This window comes from Companilactobacillus hulinensis (assembly GCF_003946555.1).
GTDB classification, from domain to species: domain Bacteria; phylum Bacillota; class Bacilli; order Lactobacillales; family Lactobacillaceae; genus Companilactobacillus; species Companilactobacillus hulinensis.
In genome coordinates this window covers 14,992-34,527 of sequence record NZ_RHOO01000007.1, presented here as the reverse complement: position 1 = coordinate 34,527, position 19,536 = coordinate 14,992, and the positions used below count along the sequence as shown (strand labels likewise).

General features: G+C 36.4%; 19 protein-coding genes. 13 read left to right on the top strand and 6 right to left on the bottom strand.

Features of this window, described 5'->3' with window-relative positions; translation table 11 throughout:
* The first annotated feature begins 16 nt into the window (after window positions 1-16).
* Complete coding sequence (locus EKM66_RS05425) at window positions 17-1,027, top strand: alpha/beta hydrolase (protein WP_125762396.1); 1,011 nt, start codon at window positions 17-19, stop codon at window positions 1,025-1,027.
* Window positions 1,028-1,108: 81 nt separating this feature from the next.
* On the opposite strand, the gene EKM66_RS05420 is transcribed toward EKM66_RS05425, so the two are convergent.
* A complete protein-coding gene (locus EKM66_RS05420) occupies window positions 1,109-2,260 on the bottom strand; it encodes an MFS transporter (protein WP_125762394.1) in 1,152 nt (383 codons plus the stop codon).
* Window positions 2,257-3,045, bottom strand: coding sequence for a Cof-type HAD-IIB family hydrolase (locus EKM66_RS05415; protein WP_125762392.1), 789 nt, complete (start codon window positions 3,043-3,045; stop codon window positions 2,257-2,259). The genes EKM66_RS05420 and EKM66_RS05415 overlap by 4 nt, the downstream gene beginning before the upstream one ends.
* 272 nt (window positions 3,046-3,317) lie before the next feature.
* Here EKM66_RS05415 and EKM66_RS05410 point away from each other — a divergent pair, with 272 nt between their 5' ends.
* Entirely contained in the window at window positions 3,318-4,229 is a 912-nt protein-coding gene (locus tag EKM66_RS05410; RefSeq protein WP_125762390.1) for an L-lactate dehydrogenase, read from the top strand.
* Window positions 4,230-4,339: 110 nt separating this feature from the next.
* On the opposite strand, the gene EKM66_RS05405 is transcribed toward EKM66_RS05410, so the two are convergent.
* Window positions 4,340-5,419: an SGNH/GDSL hydrolase family protein gene (locus EKM66_RS05405; protein WP_125762388.1), complete on the bottom strand. Its 1,080-nt coding sequence runs from the start codon at window positions 5,417-5,419 to the stop codon at window positions 4,340-4,342.
* Between the two features lie 189 nt (window positions 5,420-5,608).
* Between EKM66_RS05405 and EKM66_RS05400 the strand changes: the two genes are divergently transcribed.
* On the top strand, window positions 5,609-6,340 hold the full coding sequence (locus EKM66_RS05400; protein WP_125762386.1) for a GntR family transcriptional regulator: 732 nt from the start codon (window positions 5,609-5,611) through the stop codon (window positions 6,338-6,340).
* Here EKM66_RS05400 and EKM66_RS05395 read toward each other — a convergent pair.
* Window positions 6,337-8,235, bottom strand: a complete 1,899-nt coding sequence (locus EKM66_RS05395; RefSeq protein ID WP_125762384.1) for a glucose PTS transporter subunit IIA — start codon at window positions 8,233-8,235, stop codon at window positions 6,337-6,339. The two genes, EKM66_RS05400 and EKM66_RS05395, sit on opposite strands and share 4 nt — an antisense overlap.
* A 307-nt stretch (window positions 8,236-8,542) precedes the next feature.
* Between EKM66_RS05395 and EKM66_RS05390 the strand changes: the two genes are divergently transcribed.
* Window positions 8,543-9,424: an ROK family protein gene (locus EKM66_RS05390; RefSeq protein WP_125762382.1), complete on the top strand. Its 882-nt coding sequence runs from the start codon at window positions 8,543-8,545 to the stop codon at window positions 9,422-9,424.
* An 83-nt stretch (window positions 9,425-9,507) separates the two neighbouring features.
* Here the strand turns inward: EKM66_RS05390 and EKM66_RS05385 are convergent, their stop codons facing one another.
* On the bottom strand, window positions 9,508-10,296 hold the full coding sequence (locus EKM66_RS05385; protein ID WP_164505051.1) for a WxL domain-containing protein: 789 nt from the start codon (window positions 10,294-10,296) through the stop codon (window positions 9,508-9,510).
* A 290-nt stretch (window positions 10,297-10,586) separates the two neighbouring features.
* On the opposite strand from EKM66_RS05385, the gene EKM66_RS05380 reads away from it, so the two are divergent.
* A complete protein-coding gene (locus EKM66_RS05380) occupies window positions 10,587-11,219 on the top strand; it encodes a restriction endonuclease subunit S domain-containing protein (RefSeq protein WP_164505050.1) in 633 nt (210 codons plus the stop codon).
* Window positions 11,220-11,265: 46 nt separating this feature from the next.
* On the opposite strand, the gene EKM66_RS05375 is transcribed toward EKM66_RS05380, so the two are convergent.
* Entirely contained in the window at window positions 11,266-12,048 is a 783-nt protein-coding gene (locus tag EKM66_RS05375) for a WxL domain-containing protein (protein ID WP_125762376.1), read from the bottom strand.
* A gap of 187 nt (window positions 12,049-12,235) precedes the next feature.
* Between EKM66_RS05375 and EKM66_RS05370 the strand changes: the two genes are divergently transcribed.
* The 8 genes from EKM66_RS05370 (at window position 12,236) to dltD (ending at window position 19,205) form a co-directional block, all read left to right on the top strand.
* On the top strand, window positions 12,236-12,856 hold the full coding sequence (locus tag EKM66_RS05370) for a GyrI-like domain-containing protein (protein ID WP_125762374.1): 621 nt from the start codon (window positions 12,236-12,238) through the stop codon (window positions 12,854-12,856).
* Between the two features lie 129 nt (window positions 12,857-12,985).
* Window positions 12,986-13,255, top strand: a complete 270-nt coding sequence (gene rpsN, locus EKM66_RS05365) for a 30S ribosomal protein S14 (RefSeq protein ID WP_125762372.1) — start codon at window positions 12,986-12,988, stop codon at window positions 13,253-13,255.
* Between the two features lie 80 nt (window positions 13,256-13,335).
* Entirely contained in the window at window positions 13,336-14,043 is a 708-nt protein-coding gene (locus EKM66_RS05360) for a hypothetical protein (RefSeq protein ID WP_125762370.1), read from the top strand.
* Between the two features lie 747 nt (window positions 14,044-14,790).
* The gene (locus EKM66_RS05355; RefSeq protein ID WP_125762368.1) at window positions 14,791-14,940 is read left to right on the top strand and encodes a teichoic acid D-Ala incorporation-associated protein DltX; all 150 of its coding nucleotides are present in this window, start codon (window positions 14,791-14,793) and stop codon (window positions 14,938-14,940) included.
* Window positions 14,941-14,959: 19 nt separating this feature from the next.
* Window positions 14,960-16,480, top strand: a complete 1,521-nt coding sequence (dltA, locus tag EKM66_RS05350) for a D-alanine--poly(phosphoribitol) ligase subunit DltA (RefSeq protein WP_125762366.1) — start codon at window positions 14,960-14,962, stop codon at window positions 16,478-16,480.
* The gene (gene dltB / locus EKM66_RS05345; protein WP_125762364.1) at window positions 16,473-17,687 is read left to right on the top strand and encodes a D-alanyl-lipoteichoic acid biosynthesis protein DltB; all 1,215 of its coding nucleotides are present in this window, start codon (window positions 16,473-16,475) and stop codon (window positions 17,685-17,687) included. Before dltA ends, dltB begins: the two co-directional genes overlap by 8 nt.
* 18 nt (window positions 17,688-17,705) lie before the next feature.
* Window positions 17,706-17,942 (top strand): D-alanine--poly(phosphoribitol) ligase subunit DltC, encoded by a 237-nt coding sequence (gene dltC / locus EKM66_RS05340; protein ID WP_125762363.1) that lies wholly within the window; start codon window positions 17,706-17,708, stop codon window positions 17,940-17,942.
* Between the two features lie 6 nt (window positions 17,943-17,948).
* Window positions 17,949-19,205 carry a D-alanyl-lipoteichoic acid biosynthesis protein DltD gene (gene dltD, locus EKM66_RS05335; RefSeq protein ID WP_125762362.1) on the top strand — a complete coding sequence of 419 codons (1,257 nt, stop codon included), beginning with the start codon at window positions 17,949-17,951 and terminating at the stop codon, window positions 19,203-19,205.
* Window positions 19,206-19,536 lie beyond the last annotated feature (331 nt).

The following is a 19,536-nucleotide window of genomic DNA, read 5'->3' as shown; positions in this document are numbered from 1 at the left end:
AAAGGAGAATATTGGTATGAGTAAACTAGCAAATGATACGCGAGTTTTTAAAATAAATCCTAGAATCGACGTTCAAAATGTTCGATTCGATAATCGCTATGGTTTTACCCTAGCTGGGCATCTATATTTGCCACTGGATTTTGATTCAAATAAGAAATATTCCGCAATTGTTATTTCTGGTCCATTCGGTGCAGTTAAGGAGCAATCAAGTGGTTTGTACGCTCAAACATTGGCTGAACGTGGATTTGTTACATTAGCGTTTGATCAATCTATGACTGGAGAAAGCTCAGGAAAGGTCCGTAATGTTGCTTCACCAGATATCTTTGTTGAAGATTTTTCGGCTGCAGTTGATTTCATCGGTATTCAAAAATTTGTCGACCGTGAGAAGATTGGGGCAATCGGTATTTGTGGATTAGGTAGTCACGTTCTAACAGCTGCATCAATTGATGTTCGTATTAAGGCAGTTGCTACTTCCGTTATGTACGATATGTCAGATTCGATGTGGAAGGGACTTAATAATTCTAAGACTGACGTACAACGAGTTAATGAGAAAAAATATTTGGCTAAAAAACGTTGGGATGATGCAAAAAGTGGTCATACATCGACAGGCTTACATGAATTACCATTTGATGAGGATAATCAACCAGTTGAAGCTTCAGTGATGTTCCCGGAAACTTTGCCAGAAGATGCTGATCCAGTGACTAAGGAGTTCTTTGCATATTATCGTGGCCGTGCGTTCCATCCACGTTCAATCAATTCATCTTCCGCCTGGACTGCAACAACACCATGGGGATATTATAATTTCCCATTGCAAGCACATATTGAAGATATTTCCCCACGTCCAGTTCTAATTGTTACTGGTGAGAAGGCACATTCACGATATATGGCTGAGGAATCATATAACCGTTTGCATGATCCTAAGGAATTAGTTATTGTTCCCGGAGCGACACATGTTGACTTATATGATCAGATGAATTTAATCCCATTTGATAAATTTGAGAGTTTTTTCAAGGAAAGCTTAAAATAATGTAGAAAAAGATACAGGACCTATTTTTGTATAGGTCCTGTATCTTTTGTTATTGATTGTTGCCAGTAGACTCAATCACTTTCAATTAGAAGCACGTTGATGTAACAACGATTTCAAAACTGTCCCAATAGCAATCAAACTCAAGACAGCTCCAACCCAAAACAAGGAATTAACCGTTAAAGAACTAACACCGATCTTGCCAACCAAATTCCAAACCAATGGGGCAAAGAAGGCACTGATAATTGTGGAAACCGTGATATAACTGCTCATCACGTTGATTTGAGGATCAGTTAGATTTTGATGTCCGACTAATACCAGATATGGTCCAGTGTAGGAATAAATATAATTGAAGAATATAGCCGCAAAGACTGCCACAAATGTATTATTTGTACTTATTAATAGGAGAACTGCTATAGCAGCACCAGCATAACCGATCGTTAAAGTATAACGATTGAATCGTCTATGTAATTTGCTGAAGGTCAAACCAGCGACTAATCCACCTAGATTCATTGCCGCCAAAGTCCAATTTAGTAAACTGGAATTGCCAAATCCTTTGATATTGAACAAAGTTGGGAGTTTTAGTTGGACGCCCCAGATCAATAAGTAAGTCAGGAATGCTAATATTAATATACCCCAGCGATTCGGTGGCAATTTTACACTGCTATTTTTAATGGTTTCTGGTTGGTCATTTGGAACATTTTTGAATACTAACCCAGCAATTATCAACAATAGTAGATACAGCACAAATACGAAACGCCAATTTATCGTAACTAGAATACCAGCCAACATCAGTAATATTGCATTACCACCAGCAGAAATGCCTACTTGATAACCTAGTAATTTAGCACGATGTTCGCCGTCAAAATTATGAGCAATCAAACTTATGGCATGCGGTGAAAGCAGTCCGATTCCTAATCCTAGAATGATTCTGCTTAACATCACGATGACAAAGTTCGAAATAAACAATGGTGTAGCGCCTGAAAGAGCACTGATTACTAGACCGCCCACAACAACTTTCCGGCTACCGAATTTTTGAGTTAATTTGGGGTTTAAAACTAAGGTCAACAGTGCGCTCAAGTTGGCAATAGTTACTAGCCATTCGATCCACATAACGGGGATACTTGGATAGGTATTCTTAAGTTGGGGAATGATACCGGTGATGAGCGTCGATACACCAGTAACTGTTGATAAACTTAAGATACTGATGGTGGTTATTTTCGAAGGTGTTCTCATGGTTCTAGAAGCTTATCAACAAAGCTAAGAACACCTTGTTCTTCATTTGAAGTCGTGTGATGATTAGCTGCCTTTGCAACAGCTGGTTGAGCATTGGACATTGCTACAGACAAGCCGACTTCTTGGAGCATTTCCAAGTCGTTACCACCATCTCCAAAGGCCGCCATTTCTGATAATTCGATTTTCAATACATCACCAAGTTCATTCAATCCGGCAGCTTTGTTACGATTAGGTTGAACGAGGTCAATATCACCATTGCCACTGCTAGTTACATCGGCTAATCCGTCGACAAGTTCACTTAATAGTTCAACTGTTTGTGCAGTCTTTTCAGGTGGACAAGTTATTGAGACTTTCATAACGTCTTTTAAAGTTCTGAAGTCATCAACTAGTTCCAAGTTGTAATAGTAATTACTCATTTTTTGGATTTGAGCCGGATCTTCATCAGCTGGCATGTAGGCGATATCGACAGCACTCATTAATATTTGAATATTAGGTATAGTCGATATTCTTTCTAGGATTTGTTGGTAATTATCGTCAGAAAAGGTATGTACAGCGTAGATTTGGTTCAAATCTCTGATATAGGCACCGTTGTCAGAAATATAAATCATGTCAGGATACTTGGTAAAGTATGATTTGATCTGTGCGTATTGATTACCACTGGCGATTACAAAACGGATACCTTGTTGTTCCATTTTTTTGTATAACTCAGAAAAACGTTCTTCATCATATGTCATATTATCTTTTAGGAATGTTCCATCCATATCTGTTGCAATTAGTTTTATCATCGTTAATACCTTCCAGTTTTAAATTTCAATTAATTCTAGCATTTATCTAAGACTGAAAATGACCATTATTGAAAGCGATTGATCTCATTTTTTTGCATTTAGTCAGTTTGAAGTGTTGACTTTGGAATTCAAGAATATGCGTCCAGAATGGTAATAGGGTTGTGACAGTATAGTTAATTTAACAATAATGATAGCGCTTTGGGTATTAGTTATCTTTAGTGTATGATGTTCTATAGATACTTGAAAATCTTTGATTGCGAGGAATTTTATTTATGACTAGAAAAATAGGAATTATTGGTATGGGTAATGTTGGTGCTGCTTGTGCTCACCACATTGTTTCTGGTGGTTTTGTTGATGATTTGGTATTGATCGACAAGAACGAAAAAAAAGTTAAGTCTGATGCATTGGACTTTGAAGATGCCATGGCTAATTTGCCACATCACACTAATATTTTTGTAAATGATTATTCTCAATTGGACGATGCTGATGTTATTATTTCCGCTGTCGGTCACATTAAGTTGATCGGTGGAGACCATCCCAACCGTTTCGGTGAATTGAAGCCAACTGGTGATTCAGTAACTGATGTTGCCAAGAAGATCAAGCAAACCAAGTTTAACGGTATTATGGTCGTTATCAGTAATCCTAATGATGTTATGACTTCAATGTATCAACAAATTCTTGGTTTCCCTAAAGAACGTGTTATCGGAACTGGTACTTTGCTAGATTCAGCTCGAATGAAACGTGCTGTTGGTAAAGCATTCTCAGTTGACCCTCGTTCAGTTTCTGGCTACAATTTGGGTGAGCATGGTAATTCACAGTTTACTGCTTGGTCAACTGTTAAAGTTATGGATCAACCAGTTGAAAAATTGGCTAAAGATTCAGGACTTGATTTGGAACAAATTAATGAAGATGTTCGTATGGGTGGATTTACAGTCTTTGATGGCAAAGGATATACTAACTATGGTATTTCAGCTGCTGCCGTAAGATTGTCATTGGCAATTTTGAATGATGCACATATTGAATTACCAGTTTCCAACTTCCGTGAAGAATATGGTGTTTATCTTTCATATCCAGCAATCGTTGGTCGTGAAGGTATTTTGAAGCAATTACAACTAGGCTTGCCACAAGCTGAATTGGATAAGTTGCAAGAATCAGCTGATTATATTAAGAAGAATATCAAATAAAATAGTATTGAATATACTATTTGATATAGATAATAAATAAGAGCACTCCCTGAGAATATAATTCTCGGAAGTGCTCTTTTTGACTGTTCGTCTCACTTTCAGCGAAACAATTAATAATTAATATACTCACCATTAATACTATTATTCAAAAATTGTGCGATAACTTTTCCACCTTCTTCAGAGAAGTGGGCATGGTCTCCGCAATCAAATTCAGGTGATAATTTTTTTTGAGAATCATCACAAACAAAGGTTGCCAAGTCGATGGTGTTGGTTAAACTAAGAATGTAATCATTAATTTTTGTACGAAGATTCTCTTTGTCAGGATTCCAGGTTTCTCTTCCATCGATCTTTGCGTCTTGAAAAGGAGGAATGGTCAGACAAATTAATTTGATATTGTTACTCTGGCACATGTGTTCAATCTTTTTTAGACCGTTAATGAATTCGTCTACGGTAGGAAGTTCACTAATTGGAGTTCCGGCACCAGGTTGCATTAGGTCATTTGTGCCTTCTAGTAATACAATAGTATTTGGAGTGAATTCGTCGATCATTTTTTGGAATCGATCAATACCGGCTGGGCCAAAACTATTCGACCATTTGGAATCACTATTTCCTTTGTGGAGAAGTCTATTTCCAGAGAGTCCATAATTGGCTGTGACAGTATTTTCTTTCGACATTTCCTTGGCCAGAGTGGCGGTGTATCTACCCTGATTGGTCAAAGAATCACCAAAAAATGCCACTTTGTTGACGAGGGCATCTGTGTCAGTTTGTATGGCCGAAACGCCAAAAAAGAAACTAGTTTCACCATCAAAATAATTGTCGCAATTGATAATATTATTAGAGATAGTAGAGCCCAATGTGTGGATATTGTGGTTAAAAGAACGAATTTCTATTTTAAAATAACTGTTATCAGCAATATGAACTGGTAGCCAATCGCTCCACTGACATTGCTTCGATGCAATACTGAAACTGGAATTATTGTTAAATTTTATATCGTATGATTCTTCGTTGACGATTATCTTTATGCTCTTTATTTCAAGAGGTATCTTGCCATATTGGTTATTAATTAGTAATCTTATCTTGTTGGCTACAATTGGCTGGAAGACAGTCGTAGTCTGAGTTTTGTTGCGATTGATGTGTTTGATATTTGGGTAATATGAGAACTCATGAGTCCATGTGTTTACAATTGTCATAATGTTCCTCCTGAAAAAGTCACGTTATAATAAAAAATTATTATTATTTTATATAAACAAGTCTAAATGATGTAATCATATGTTATAATCTTAACTAGATTGTTAGCTGTTTAAACACCTGCTGCGTACCTATTTTAACACATGTTTAAACACATACCACACAATTTGTTTAATTGAGGAGAAGGTACCATGCCAAAAAAATTATATTCTGATATTTATGATACTTTGAAGGATGAGATCAATAAGCAAGTATATCCACCAAGGAATACTTTGCCAGGCGAAGAAGACTTGGCTGCACGTTTTGATGTAACTAGAAACACAGTTAGACGTGCACTAAAAGAGCTTCAAAGTGATGGGCTTGTTTATGCTGTCAAAGGACGTGGTGTAGTTGTCCTAGAGCCTATTCGTGATGATAAGGTATTGTTCTCAGCCGATAATACTACTGGTTTTGAAGGACTTAGAGATTTTCCACAGAATAAGTTTATTCAACGCCTATCAACTGATGTTTTGACTTTTGAAGAAGTTGAAGTTGATGAAGATATCGAAAAACTTACTTCTTTTAACACTGGGGACAAAGCCTATTATGTTGAAAGACTTCGCTTGTTTGACGGTAAAGCACTTGCGGTTGATAATAGTTATTTCCGTAAAAGCTTGTTGGGCAATATGACTCGTGAGGATGCACAGAACTCGATTTATCAATATATCCGTGAAAATGATTTGTTCAAAATTGCTGCTGAGCGTTCAACTACTACCGTTGAATCTGCCACGAAGCGTGATATGCAGGTTTTGGATGTTGGTGACTTGAACTGTGTCGGGGTATTGACTAAGTTCGTATATACTGACAGTGGTAGTTTATTTGAACACACACAAACAAGATATGTTCCCAACAACTTTTCCATGGTTGATTTCAAGTCGTTTTAGTTCAAGACAGGATTGATATCTTCGTCGGGGCTATATCCCCAGATCATGATCATAATAAATGTGATGATCAGAGTCGTTATATGGGCGATCACATAGCCAAGTAAGTTAGATGTGACGCCTAGACTGGGATTGATGAAGGCTGGGAATCCGATAAGTGAGCCTGATAATGCGTAGGCATCAACTTTGAAGAATCCAGTCAGAAATCCACCAATAGCACTACCCAAATTTGATAAGAAAAAGATACGTTTATATTTTAAAGTGATACCGTAGATCGCTGGTTCAGTGACTCCGCAAAAAGCGGAAATAGTTGCTGCCCAGGATAGATCGCGGTATTTTTTGTCTCTAGCTTTTAATGCAACAGCTAATGCGGCGGCGCCTTGAGCAACCATTGTTACTGAAATCATAGCATTAAGGTAGCTGTGTCCGCTGATAGCTAAGTCGTTGACAACGATAGGAATAATTGCCCAATGCAGTCCAAAAATTACTAAGACTTGATACAACCCTGAGACCAAGAAACCGGTCAGAGCAGGATTTACGAAGTAGATAGATTCAATACCTAATGATAGTAATTTACTTAGATACATCATGATTGGACCGACACCTACATAAATTAATAGGCTCAATAGGATGACTTCAATTATTGGCAAAAAAATCGATCTGACTACAGACGGAATGATTTTTTTGAGCCATTTTTCCAAATAACTACCGATCCAGGCAGCAAAAATAATTGGAAAGACTGATGAAGTGTAGCTCATCATGTGGGCTGGGATTCGAAAGACAGTCAATTGAATCGACTCATTACTAGCAGCAATCAGAGTCGGGTAGGTCAATACGCCACCGACTACGGCAATGGTTATGGGATTGGCTCCGAGTTTTTTAGCGGCGGTGAATCCTAAGACTATCGGTAAGAAGTAGAATAGTGAGTCTGCTATAGCCGAGAATAGTAAATACGTACCACTAGATTTTTCCAATAATCCGTATCCACAAAGTGCACCCAAAATTCCCTTTAAAATACCAGAACCACCAAGTAATCCAATGATAGGGATCATAGATCCAGTTAGAACTCCGATAAAGGAGTTGAATGCATATCTGATTTTTCCAGGGATGGTTGTGGATTCGGTCGGTATAATAGGTTTGTTATTAAAAAAGTTCGGACCTAGTTCATCAATGACGGCATCATAGACTTCGGTAACTGAAGAACCGATCACTACTTGGTATTGGTCACCAGATCTTGCAATATTGATAACTCCATCGAGATTACGAATAGCATTATCGTCAGGTAGATTATCGTTTTTTAAATAGAAACGTATACGAGTTATACAGTGGATAAGTGAGTTGATATTTTCTTTTCCACCGACATTGTTGATGATTTGTTTTGCCATTTGTTGATAACTTTGTGAAGAATGTTCGACTGTATTGTCGGTAACTTCAGATGTTACATTTGCCGCTACTTGACCAGCGGTTATTTCGCCAGTGTTTACTTGAATGTTCTTAAGATAAGTGTCTGTATTTGTTACAGCGACTACCACGGTTGGGTCTTTGCCAGCATCGGTAATTGCGGTAAGATTCATGGTCGCAATGGTATGTCCAGCAGTAACTTTGTCATTAACTTTGACACGTATACTGAAAGGAACACCTTTTAATTCGACCGTGTCTAATCCCATGTGGACAAGTATCTCAGCACCGTCTGAAGTTGTCAGGCCAATCGCATGTTTTGTTTCAGCAACGAAAGTTACAGTTCCCGTAACTGGTGAAACTACAGATATTCCGCTGGGGATGATTCCAAAACCATCACCCATCATTTTTTGAGAAAATACGGGATCGTTCACTGCGGTCAACTCAATGACTTTGCCAGAAATCGGCGCTAGGATATTCAATGAATTCTCCAATTTGATCCCTCCAGGTTACAAAAATAAAATAGATTTGTGCAAACAATCACTATTATTCACCTTATTGTATAACCTTTGGGGCCAAATTTATAGTTTTAAGTGTTTAAACATCCAATCTGTTTCTATAAATTGTACAGGAGAAATTATTGCTATTTGTCAAAAATGCCGTAACATTAAGTATATGGGGTAACGCTTACATTCTGATTGTAGTTAGATTAGATATGGGTATAAAAAATTCCCTAAATGTACAATACATTAATGATTACGGAGTATTGTTGTCGCCGTTTGAGATGAAAGTGGGTCGAGGATAATAATGAAGAATTTAGGTTTGATCGATATTGGAGGAACCTCTATTAAGTTTGCCGAGTGGAAAGATAATGAATTGAAGAAGTTAAAACCAGTACCAACTCCTTCAACGCTGAACGAGTTTTACGAGGTTCTAACTGATCGTGTAGATCAAATGAAAAAGGATGCACAAATAATTGGAGTTGGAATCAGTTCACCTGGTGCCGTAAACAAGAAGACAGGAGTAATTGAGGGAGCCTCAGCTATACCATATATTCACAACTTTGAGATTCAACAAGCACTTGAGGAAAAGTTCGGATTGCCAGTAAGTATCGAAAATGATGCTAACTGTGCAGCTCTGGCTGAACTCGATTCAGGAGCTGGTAAGGATGTTGATAGCTTAGTCTTCTTGATTATTGGGACTGGCGTTGGTGGTTCAGTTATTGTTAATCACAAGATTTGGCATGGTGCTCACTTGTTTGGTGGAGAATTCGGATTCATGCTTTCGGATGATAAACATATATTGAGTAATATGGGTACTTCAGTGAATGTAGCTAAGAGATATAATGCAAGTTCAACTCCTGTTTCAAACTATTCAGGTAAGGAAGTCTTCGACTTGGCTAAAAATGGTGATAAGCGTGCTCAAAAAGAAGTCCAGACAATGTATTACTCATTGGCAAAGGGCATCTATAACTTGCAGTATAGTTTTGATCCAGAATTAGTCGTACTTGGAGGAGCAGTCTCGAATAATCCTGATTTGATTCCAGCTGTGGATGAAGAAATCGAAAAAATCAGAGATATTGTTGAGATTGCTTCGATTAAGCCCAAGGTCGTGGCTTGTCATTATACTGATGAAGCTAACTTGCGTGGTGCATTGGTTGATTTTGGACAGACTTACCCTGAAAAATAAGTAGACTGGTGCCATGAATTTGTAGATAAAATTTGTAATGAAATAAAAAAATAACACCTTAATTGAGGTGTTATTTTTATTTATTATTTTGTAGTTGTTGTAACTGAAGGTTTTGCAGTTAAAGTCCAAGTAATAACTGCGTTGTACTTTTTGGCTTTTGCCTCTGAAGCACTGCCTCCACCGTTTGTTCCGTTAACAAACATTGTTGCGTCACCAGGATTTTGCCATTTGGCTTCGATAGTACCCATGCGATAGCTTCCGGCTGCTAGATCCATCAATGAGCTTGAACCAGTATCTGTATCGCTGATAGCCGCTTTTGAAGTCATTAGGTCTTTACTTGATGTAGAAATGTTATTGTTATCAGAATCAACTAATGGAACTGAGTTTAGGGTCATGATATTACCAGTAATAGGATTTGCTGTAGTGTCATAAGGATAAAGTGGTGATATTGAAGCGCTGAGTGTAAATCCAGGGGTAGCGCCTGTGTTTGAGTTAGAACGTGATTCGGTGATTTTAACCATTCCATCAGAACTACCATCAACACCGGCTTTACCGCTAGTCGCAAAGTCGTCAGGTACATCAGTAACACTGTTGCTCTTCAAATTTGTCGTTTTGCCAAGTACAACTGCACCAAAGTTAAAATCAGGAACTTTATCAAGTGTCAAAATTCCTGAGAGTATTTGAACTGTAACTGTTGATGTTTTTGGGTCTGTATTAGTTGTATCTTCGGGAGTAGCCGTAGTAGTGGCTGTAATGGGGTCTGCTGCTGTAGCTGCGTTAGCGATTGCGGGGGATGCAATACTGCTGACAGAGCCTAACAGAAGACTAGAGATAATTAGTAGTTTTGAAATTACTTTTTTATCGAATCTCATTGCATTTCCCCCTTTGCTATTGTATTTTGGCACCATTTCTCTAATAAAATAATATCAAAAAAGAGCCTGCCATATATTTCTAAATTCATAAATCTTTCTTTCAAATAATGATATATACTACAATTATCCGTAATAAGTGGGTAATTGTACGATTTTTTCATCCATTCGTTTATCAAAAGTAGAAAATGATATACCAAATGTATAGGGGAGAGACAATGTCGAAGGAAGATAGGGACAAGCAATTGATCAATGAGTTACGCTTTACAGAATATAAGGGAGCGTAGCATCTGATGATGATCTTATTTCTGATACATAATGACAGAGATAAAATGATCAGTTATTTACAAGCACACCCGTCTGAATTGATACCTTTATTTCGAGCAAAAGCCAAAAAATTGAATTATTATTTTACCTCTAAAATGCCCAACATTATTGATCTCGAATTAGAACAACATGGTTTTTACGATGCGCCCGTTAAAGATGATATGTCTGAGTTAACGATTAAGCGTGGTGATCTGTTATTTAATGAGCGGTCTGAGAGTGATCAAAGGTGGCTCATGGTGAATAAGGATTATGTGAATATGCTATCTAAAAATGTAATTGTCAGAGTGAATTCAGATAAAGCATTACCAGAATGGTTGTATGAGTTTCTTAAAAGTCCTCTGGGAATATCTGATATCAATAGTATGAAACAAAATAATTTGCTGGGAATGTCAACTCTGGCTGAAATAAAGATTCCAGTGGTTTCACTAGAACAGCAGCATAAGTCAATTAATGAGTTCAATAAGAAGAAACAGATAATTGATAAAGTTATTGCAGGATTAAATGAAGATTTAAATACCGCGCGAATGGACTTGTATGATGAGATGGGAATTAGTAAGTATTTAAAAATAACTGGTAAGAGTGAAGATATTAATTATTAAAAAAACACACAGGGAAAATATTAATATTTTCCCTGTGTGTTTTCGTTTAATTTGTAGTTGAAGGCTTTGGAGTTAGTGTCCAAACGATTGTGCTTGAATATTTCTTAACTGATGCTTTAGTTAAATCACCGGCATTACTTGGAACGTATAAACTAGCAGAATTGCTATCTGTGAAGCTAGTTGTGATTGTCCCTGTCTTGTAAGATCCAGCAGCGAGATTCATCACGTTGGTATCTTGATTGCTTCCAGCGTTTAATTTGGCCTTCTCAGTCATCAGTTTATCTGAAGATGTGCTGGCGCTATTACCGGTTCCATCGTAAAGTTCTTCTGGATTCAATGTCATTGTAAATCCATCGACCTCGTTGCCATTATTAGTAAAAGCATTCAGTCTAGCGGATAGAACGAATCCTGGGGTTGAGTTGTCTGAATTCTGACGAGATTCAGTAACTTGCAAGATACCATCAGAATTGCCATCAACGACAATGTTGCCTTCAGTAGAGTTATCCTTGAGGTTCACAGTTGAACCGGCTGCGGCATTACCGAAGCTGAAGTTTGGTACTGCATCAAGAGTTAGTAATCCAGAAATCACGTTAACATTAACATTTGATGTAGCAGTGGCCGAACCTGTGTCATTGCCATCACCGGAATCATAAGCAATAGCTAGGCTATCGGTATTATTTAGTGATCCAATATCGGTCGATTCTGTTTTTGAAACAGTATCGTCTGAACCAATTACCCCGGTTGTGGTTGCGGCTTGAACAGTTGATGTCGATATTAGAGAAAGTGCCAGTGCGGCGGTTATTGATAAGATACAAGTCTGTGATTTCATTTTATTTACCTCATAAGTGTGGTGTTGCTGATAAAGTAATAGTAACACGAATCACAAATTATTAACAAATGTACACCAACTTTAGTAAAAAAAAATTACAAGATGTGGAATAATGTGAAAACAAATTGATTCAAACCATCAATTGTTATTCAATGAAGGTAAATATGATTTATTGAGGAGAATTAAAATGAAATACGAATGGCGTAAACAGGAAAAAGATTTGTATTTGCCAAAGCAAAAGGCTATTAAAGTAGAAGTGCCTGAACAACGTTTCGTATCACTCAAGGGTGTGGGAAATCCTAATGGCCCAGAATTTAAAGAAAGAATCGAGACATTATATCCTATTTCCTATGGAATAAAGGCAGGATACAAAAAATATTGTCAGAATAAAGATTTGGATTTTGATGATTACGTTGTTTTCCCGTTGGAGGGTGTATGGTCGCTGACTAAAAAAGGACAACAAATGGACCATTTGGATAAGAATGAATTTTCTTATGATATTATGATGCGCATACCTGACTTTGTTCCCGATGAAGTTATAGATTCTTCTATTGAAAGTGTAAAAGAAAAGAAGTATCAGAGTTTGATGGAAGAACTTGAAATAATCGTTAGGCCTGCATATGAAGCTATCGAAACTTTGCATATCGGGTCATATGATGATGAACCAGCCAGTTTTGAACTGATGAACGAATTAGCCACAAAAATAGGTAGAGTACGTAAGTCCAAGATTCATCGTGAAATTTATTTGTCAGACGCTAGAAGAGTAGAGCCTGCAAGATTGAAAACGGTTCTACGTTACGAAATTTAAATAGAAATAGTTTAAATAATTTGATAACCGTTGGTAATTTTGTTAATGTAATAAGCGATTCTGAAATTAACTAGCATTGACTTCCTATTTAGAACATACATATATATAGGAAAAGGTTAGGTATTTTATATGGCACGTAAAGCGAAAATCGAACGTGAAAAAAGATTACAAAGAACTGTTGAACGATACGCAGCATTGCGTAATGAATTAAAGGCTTCTGGCAATTATGAAGAACTTAGTAAGTTGCCTAGGGATGCATCACCAACTAGATTGCATTCTCGTGATTTAATTGATGGACGTCCACATGGATATATGAGTAAGTTTGAAATGTCCAGATTGAATTTCCGCAAGTTAGCACATGCCGGTCAAATTCCCGGTGTTAAAAAGGCTAGCTGGTAAAAAAGTCGCCGATAAAACGGCGACTTTTTTTCGGTAAATTCCGTAAGATAGTATAATAGGGTTAAGGTGAGATGGGAAAAATGACAACAAAGTATTACTCAATTTTAGAGAATAATCAGCTGATTCTTCCGTGGAGCAAAGATTATGAGGCTGCTCAAAAGAAGATACAAGGTGATAAAAAAGCTGAATTAGCAACCTTGACTGAAAGTAGTTTGAATGTTGATACGCTAGATAGCAATAATGAGATAACAGTTTATACACAGGATCTGCTTGAAGATTTTATGGATAGACAAAAGAACGGCAGTTATTACTTGGATAATGCCTTCTTCTTGATCGATGACTTTGATAAGAGATTCGAGTTTAAGGATTCAAGGTATCTTCGTATCATTTACTTGGTAGCAGCGCTATCACAAAAGAATTCCGTTACTCAAAAAATCAATTGGATGCTTAACTTTGCCGCAATTTTTAATAATGTCGATGAGATCAAGGATCTAGTGTCTAGTTATGGATTGAAGGAGTGGTCTGACTTTGACTACAAATTCATGGAAGAACTGCTCAAAGATCCAATTGTTGGACCAACATGGGAAAAGAGACGTGTGACCTTACACTTCTCTTCTATTCGTTATCAACAATATTTTGAAGCGGCTCAAATCTTGCAGGATGTCCATGAATTGCTTAATATGACGAGCGGCAAGATTGATTTGGATAGATTGCAAAATGAACATTCTCTAGAATTACTACATATGAGTTATGAACTGATCAAGTTTTTCCCAGATAAAAAAGATTAGTAGAGTGTGGGATAAAACATTCCACTTTCTAGCAATAAGTTAATAGGGCTGTAATCCGATTTTGGATTACAGCCCTATTTGAGTTAAACGGAAAAATTATGTCCCAGATACTATTTCTACCAATCTTTTGTCAGGAAATTTGCTAGAATGTCAACCTTACAAAAATGTAAGGAGTATGTAAGAAGATATAAGCGACAATGCTTTTTCTGAAAACTATGATGATAGACGTAGCAAAAAAATCTTGAGACTTACGAGATATAACTGCGACTGGTAAATTATTTTTTTTAACACTTTTGAAAGTATTAAATAGGAAATAACATTGTAATTTTTGTAATCAAATAAATTTACGTGTATACAACTATAAATTCTGTATATATATATTTAGAATATCTGACTTTTTTGTTGAATGACACAGCACAGAGATTCTGATGATGCACAAATTGTCATTAATCATTGAAGGATAATGGCTTTTTGATCACAGATTATGAGAATTGAAAATAAATCAAGTTCATATGTTTAAACAGATACCCAATTAACGACTTGTGCGAGTAGTAATTGGTCAAAAAAGAAAAAATGTTTTTACAAAAATAGCATTATATGTTTAAACATCAGTTATTATAATACTTATAAAGGTATATAGATAAAACACTAATTCATAAAAATCATTAATTTATTTGTTTGACACTCTATATATTGGAATGGTTATATAAGTTTTACGTAAGCGAAAAAGACCGAGAGGTGTAAATTATGAAGAAAAATTTACTTATATTTTTAAAAAAGCCAGGATCCATATTTGTAATTAAGACCGTCGCATATTTCGCTATATTTTTAATTCTTTTGTACATATATGGATACAACGGAGTAGGTAGCGCCAAATTCATTTATAACGATTTTTAATCGAAGAAGGGAAATAATCATGAATTCTATCATTGAAAAAATTACAGATGTTTCCGTTAAATCACCCGATAAAATTTGTTACAAGAACGGCTCTGTAACAAAGACTTACCGTGATTTAAGTCAGGAATCTGATCGTATTGCTAATTTCTTGCAAGACAAATTCTTACCAGAAAAGAGTCCAATCATTATTTATGGTGGACAACAATTCGAGATGCTGGTTATGTTCCTCGGAGCAATCAAAGCTGGTCACCCATATATTCCAGTCGATGACGGTTCAGATCCACAAAGAATTATTCAAATTAATTCAGTAGCTAAACCCTCATTGATACTAAACTGGAGTGATGTTCAAGACTTCGGGGTTGATACTCCAATTATGACCAAAGATGAACTATCTACGGCCATGACTTCCGAAAATAATATTTACGATTCAAACCGTAGTATTGGACCAGACGATGATTTTTATATCATCTTTACATCAGGAACAACAGGAACACCTAAAGGTGTTCAAATTAGTACTAATAACTTAGCTGACTTTATCAGCTGGGTTGACAACAAGTTTGATTATTCTCAAGAAACCAACTTAATGTTGCAAGCACCATTCTCATTTGACTTATCTGTCTTTGACATTTATCCAGGTTTAACTAATGGTGCAACATTAACAGTTGTCGATAAAGCCACAACTAAGAACTTTGGAAAACTTCAAGATGCAATCGTTGATTCAGACTTCGATACTTGGATCTCAACACCTTCATTCTTTGAAATGTGCATGTTATTCAGAGGATTCGATAGTTTGAATATGCCACATCTGAAGAAGTTCATCTTCTGTGGTGAAGAATTGACACATGCTACAGCTAAAAAATTATTAAAGAAATTCCCAAAAGCAAAGCTATACAATACCTATGGTCCAACAGAGAATACCGTTGCCATTACATCTATTCTGATTGATCAAGAAGTTCTAGCTAAATATGATCGTCTTCCAATTGGATATTTGAAATCAAATATGAATCACATTATTTACAATTTTGAAAAAGATGAAATGGGCTATTTGACTGGTGAACTATTAGTTAGCGGACCTGATGTATCCAAAGGATATTTGAATAATCCAATTCAAACTGAAAAAGCTTTTGAAGAGATCAACGGTGAGATTTTCTATCACACTGGAGATATGGTCGGTGAAGCACCAGACGGATTGCTGTTTTACAAAGGTAGAACTGATTTCCAAATTAAGATGCATGGTTACAGAATTGAGTTGGAAGAAGTTGACTCAATGCTAGGCAACTTAGATCAAGTTAAACAATCGTGTACAGTTCCTCTATATAACAATAAGAAACAAGTAAGCAAAATGATTGCGCATATTGTTCTTGAAGATCAATTCAAAGATTCTGATTTCAATGAATTGAATTCAACCATCAAGGACGAATTGAAGACAACAACGATGGATTATATGATTCCTAATGTTTTGAAATTTGTGGAACAATTGCCAATTAGTAAAAATGGGAAGATCGATAGAAAGGCGCTAATAGGCGAGATTAATGAATAACATCACACCTTACAGTTCTCCGCACTACTTTATTTATCTGCTCGTTCTTCTACTTCCAATAATTATTGGTTTACTATTCGGCAAACGTTTTAGGATTTATGATTTCATCGCAACCGTAATCATTTTGGTAATTACATTCTTTGGAGGCAATGCTTCTCAAGGAATTTCGTTAATTGCGTATGTTTTGTTTGAAATGATTGTTGTCTTCTCGTATCTAAGGTACCGAAAAAAGAAAAATAATAGTTTCTGGGTGTTCACCTTTGCAGTAGTAATGGCGATTGTTCCACTGGTCTTTGTCAAACTTGATCCGTTAATTAAGAATGCGACGATTTCATTGTTCGCATTTATGGGAATAAGTTATCTAACTTTTAAATCTGTTGAAATCATTATGGAAGTCAGAGATGGCACGATCAAAGAGATCAAGCCAACTGAATTCGTCAGATTTCTACTATTCTTCCCGACAATTACCTCTGGTCCAATTGACCGTTTCCGCCGTTTCCAAAAGGATGTTTTGAATGTTCCTAGTCGTGATGAATATTTGAAGCTTCTTAAAAGTGGAACAGACAAGTTGATGTTGGGATTAGTTTATAAGTTCATTTTGGGTTATTTCTTTGGAACGTTGCTTTTACCAAAAATTTCAATTTTAGCATTATCGTATGCACATCAGAGACCGCTCGGGATTTCTTGGGCATTAGTCGCATACATGTATTGCTACAGTATGTATTTGTTCTTTGACTTCGCAGGTTACTCACTATTTGCGGTAGCCATCAGTAATTTCATGGGTGTTAAGACACCAATGAACTTCAGACGTCCATTCCAAGCTGTTAATATTAAGGACTTCTGGAATAGATGGCACATTACGTTGTCATTCTGGTTCAGAGACTTCATCTATATGCGTCTTGTCTTCACAATGATGAAGAAGAAATGGATCAAGAACAGAATAACTATGGCCAATGTGGGATATGTCGCACTGTTTCTGATCATGGGCTTCTGGCATGGTGAGACTTGGTTCTATATCGTATATGGTATCTTCCATGCTTGTGCAATGATCACTAATGATGCATGGCTGCGATTCAAGAAGAAGCATCGCAAACAGATTCCTAGCAACAGATTCACTAAGTATTTAGCGATCTTCATAACTTTCAATGTAGTTTGCTTTAGCTTCCTGATTTTCTCAGGATTTTTGAACACATTATGGTTCTCATAAAAAAGGAGAGTATTCATTATGGAAAACACAGAAAAAATTGTAGATATTTTAAAAGATGTAACAGGTTTGGACAATGTTGGCAACGATAAGGATCAAGACTTATTTGCAAGCGGCATTCTAGATTCAATGGCAACAGTTGAAGTTCTAGTGACATTACAGGATGATTTTGGAATTACAGTACCAGTTTCAGAGTTCGATCGCTCACAATGGTCAACAATCAACAAAATCTCAGATCGTGTAAAAGAACTGGAATAGAATAATATGAAAAAAAAGTTATGGATGATTTTTGGACCTGTAATAGTTGCGATTGTTGCTTTGTTAATTCTTTTATGGACTCCGATTCATTTCAAAACAGTCACTCCTAAGAAAATAGATCAGGCATCAACGTCATTAGATGTTCGAGTTCTCAAGGGTGAAAGTGTTAAGAATGCGGCTGAAAAAGAAAATTACATTCCTATTATTGGATCATCTGAACTTTCTAGAATGGATCCGTTCCATCCTTCTTCAATGGCGCAGAAGTACCATTGGAAGAACAAACCATTCCTATTAGGTAATCCAGGAACCGCATCTTTGACACAGACATTGAATGTCAGTGGAATGAGTAAGTTGAAGAATCAAAAAGCTGTAGTGATTATTTCACCACAGTGGTTCACCAAAAAAGGAGTTCCATCAGATGCATTTAAATACTTCCTTTCACCATTACAGTTAACTGGTTTCATTGTTAACTCTAATCACGGTGATAAGAAGATGAACAAATACATTGCTAGCAGAGTTCTAGATTTGGACGATAGTCTTGGTACAGTTGAGACTGATGCATTGAACCGAATCGCTGCTGGTAAGTACATCACTAGCTATCAGCGTTTTTATATTAGTAATCTCAAACGTAGTAGTTTGGAGAACCAAGATGATCTATTTGGAACTATTTCCTTAAATGATCACCAAAAGACGATCGATAAGGCGGTTTCAAAATTGCCAAGTGATTATAACTACAAGGATTTGGACAAGTTAGCTGTCAAAATGGCAAAACATCACTCACGTGAAAATGATTTACAGATTGGTGATTCTTACTATAAGAAACAATTGTATAGAAGAATTCACAGATACAAGAATGCTCACAGACATGTCGATTATAAACACTCCCCTGAATATAATGACTTCCAAGCAATGTTGTATTTATTCAATCAGAATCATACTGAAGTAATGTTTGTCATTCAACCAGTAAATCCTAAGTGGATCAAATATACAGGGATGCCTAAGAATGCCTTGTCAGACTTTGATGCTAAGATTACTTATCAATTGAAGTCACAAGGATTCAATAACATCGTGGATCTAACTCACGAGAAGAATCCTAACTATATTGCCGAAGATACAATTCACATGGGTTGGCGTGGCTGGCTAATTCTAGATAAGCATTTGGAACCATACTTCAAGGATAAGAAGGCTGATCCTAATAAGACCAAGTATCAGATGAATGATTACTTCTTAACTGAGAAGTGGGCCAATAACACTAAGTTTTAAAACTTCCCAAGCCTGACAGGTAAGGGAAGGCAACCGTAATACTTTTCCGTAGTACTGTTTCCCCCTCAAAAAAACAGTATATGCCCGCAATAAAAGTGTCGAGAATCTACAATAAAAGTAGATTCTCGATATTTTTTTTAGCTTTTTTTAAGAAAATTTTGAAAGCCTTATAAATCTTATCGCTATAGCAAGGAAAGCAGTACCAAGAAAACTTCAAAAGCGCGCCATACGGGCATTTATAGGCAACACGGTTTGCAAATGACAACTATTTTTGTTACAGTAATACGTGTGTTGCTATTATTTTTACCTTATGAATAGTAGTATTTTTAAT

Coding starts and splice junctions, on each gene's coding strand:
- EKM66_RS05425 (WP_125762396.1), top strand. CDS start 17: ATGAGTAAACTAGCAAATGATACGCGAGTTTTTAAAATAAATCCTAGA.
- dltA (WP_125762366.1), top strand. CDS start 14,960: ATGAATTCTATCATTGAAAAAATTACAGATGTTTCCGTTAAATCACCC.
- EKM66_RS05420 (WP_125762394.1), bottom strand. CDS start 2,260: ATGAGAACACCTTCGAAAATAACCACCATCAGTATCTTAAGTTTATCA.
- EKM66_RS05415 (WP_125762392.1), bottom strand. CDS start 3,045: ATGATAAAACTAATTGCAACAGATATGGATGGAACATTCCTAAAAGAT.
- dltC (WP_125762363.1), top strand. CDS start 17,706: ATGGAAAACACAGAAAAAATTGTAGATATTTTAAAAGATGTAACAGGT.
- dltB (WP_125762364.1), top strand. CDS start 16,473: ATGAATAACATCACACCTTACAGTTCTCCGCACTACTTTATTTATCTG.
- EKM66_RS05380 (WP_164505050.1), top strand. CDS start 10,587: ATGATGATCTTATTTCTGATACATAATGACAGAGATAAAATGATCAGT.
- EKM66_RS05400 (WP_125762386.1), top strand. CDS start 5,609: ATGCCAAAAAAATTATATTCTGATATTTATGATACTTTGAAGGATGAG.
- EKM66_RS05360 (WP_125762370.1), top strand. CDS start 13,336: ATGACAACAAAGTATTACTCAATTTTAGAGAATAATCAGCTGATTCTT.
- EKM66_RS05405 (WP_125762388.1), bottom strand. CDS start 5,419: ATGACAATTGTAAACACATGGACTCATGAGTTCTCATATTACCCAAAT.
- EKM66_RS05370 (WP_125762374.1), top strand. CDS start 12,236: ATGAAATACGAATGGCGTAAACAGGAAAAAGATTTGTATTTGCCAAAG.
- dltD (WP_125762362.1), top strand. CDS start 17,949: ATGAAAAAAAAGTTATGGATGATTTTTGGACCTGTAATAGTTGCGATT.
- EKM66_RS05375 (WP_125762376.1), bottom strand. CDS start 12,048: ATGAAATCACAGACTTGTATCTTATCAATAACCGCCGCACTGGCACTT.
- rpsN (WP_125762372.1), top strand. CDS start 12,986: ATGGCACGTAAAGCGAAAATCGAACGTGAAAAAAGATTACAAAGAACT.
- EKM66_RS05355 (WP_125762368.1), top strand. CDS start 14,791: ATGAAGAAAAATTTACTTATATTTTTAAAAAAGCCAGGATCCATATTT.
- EKM66_RS05410 (WP_125762390.1), top strand. CDS start 3,318: ATGACTAGAAAAATAGGAATTATTGGTATGGGTAATGTTGGTGCTGCT.
- EKM66_RS05385 (WP_164505051.1), bottom strand. CDS start 10,296: ATGAGATTCGATAAAAAAGTAATTTCAAAACTACTAATTATCTCTAGT.
- EKM66_RS05390 (WP_125762382.1), top strand. CDS start 8,543: ATGAAGAATTTAGGTTTGATCGATATTGGAGGAACCTCTATTAAGTTT.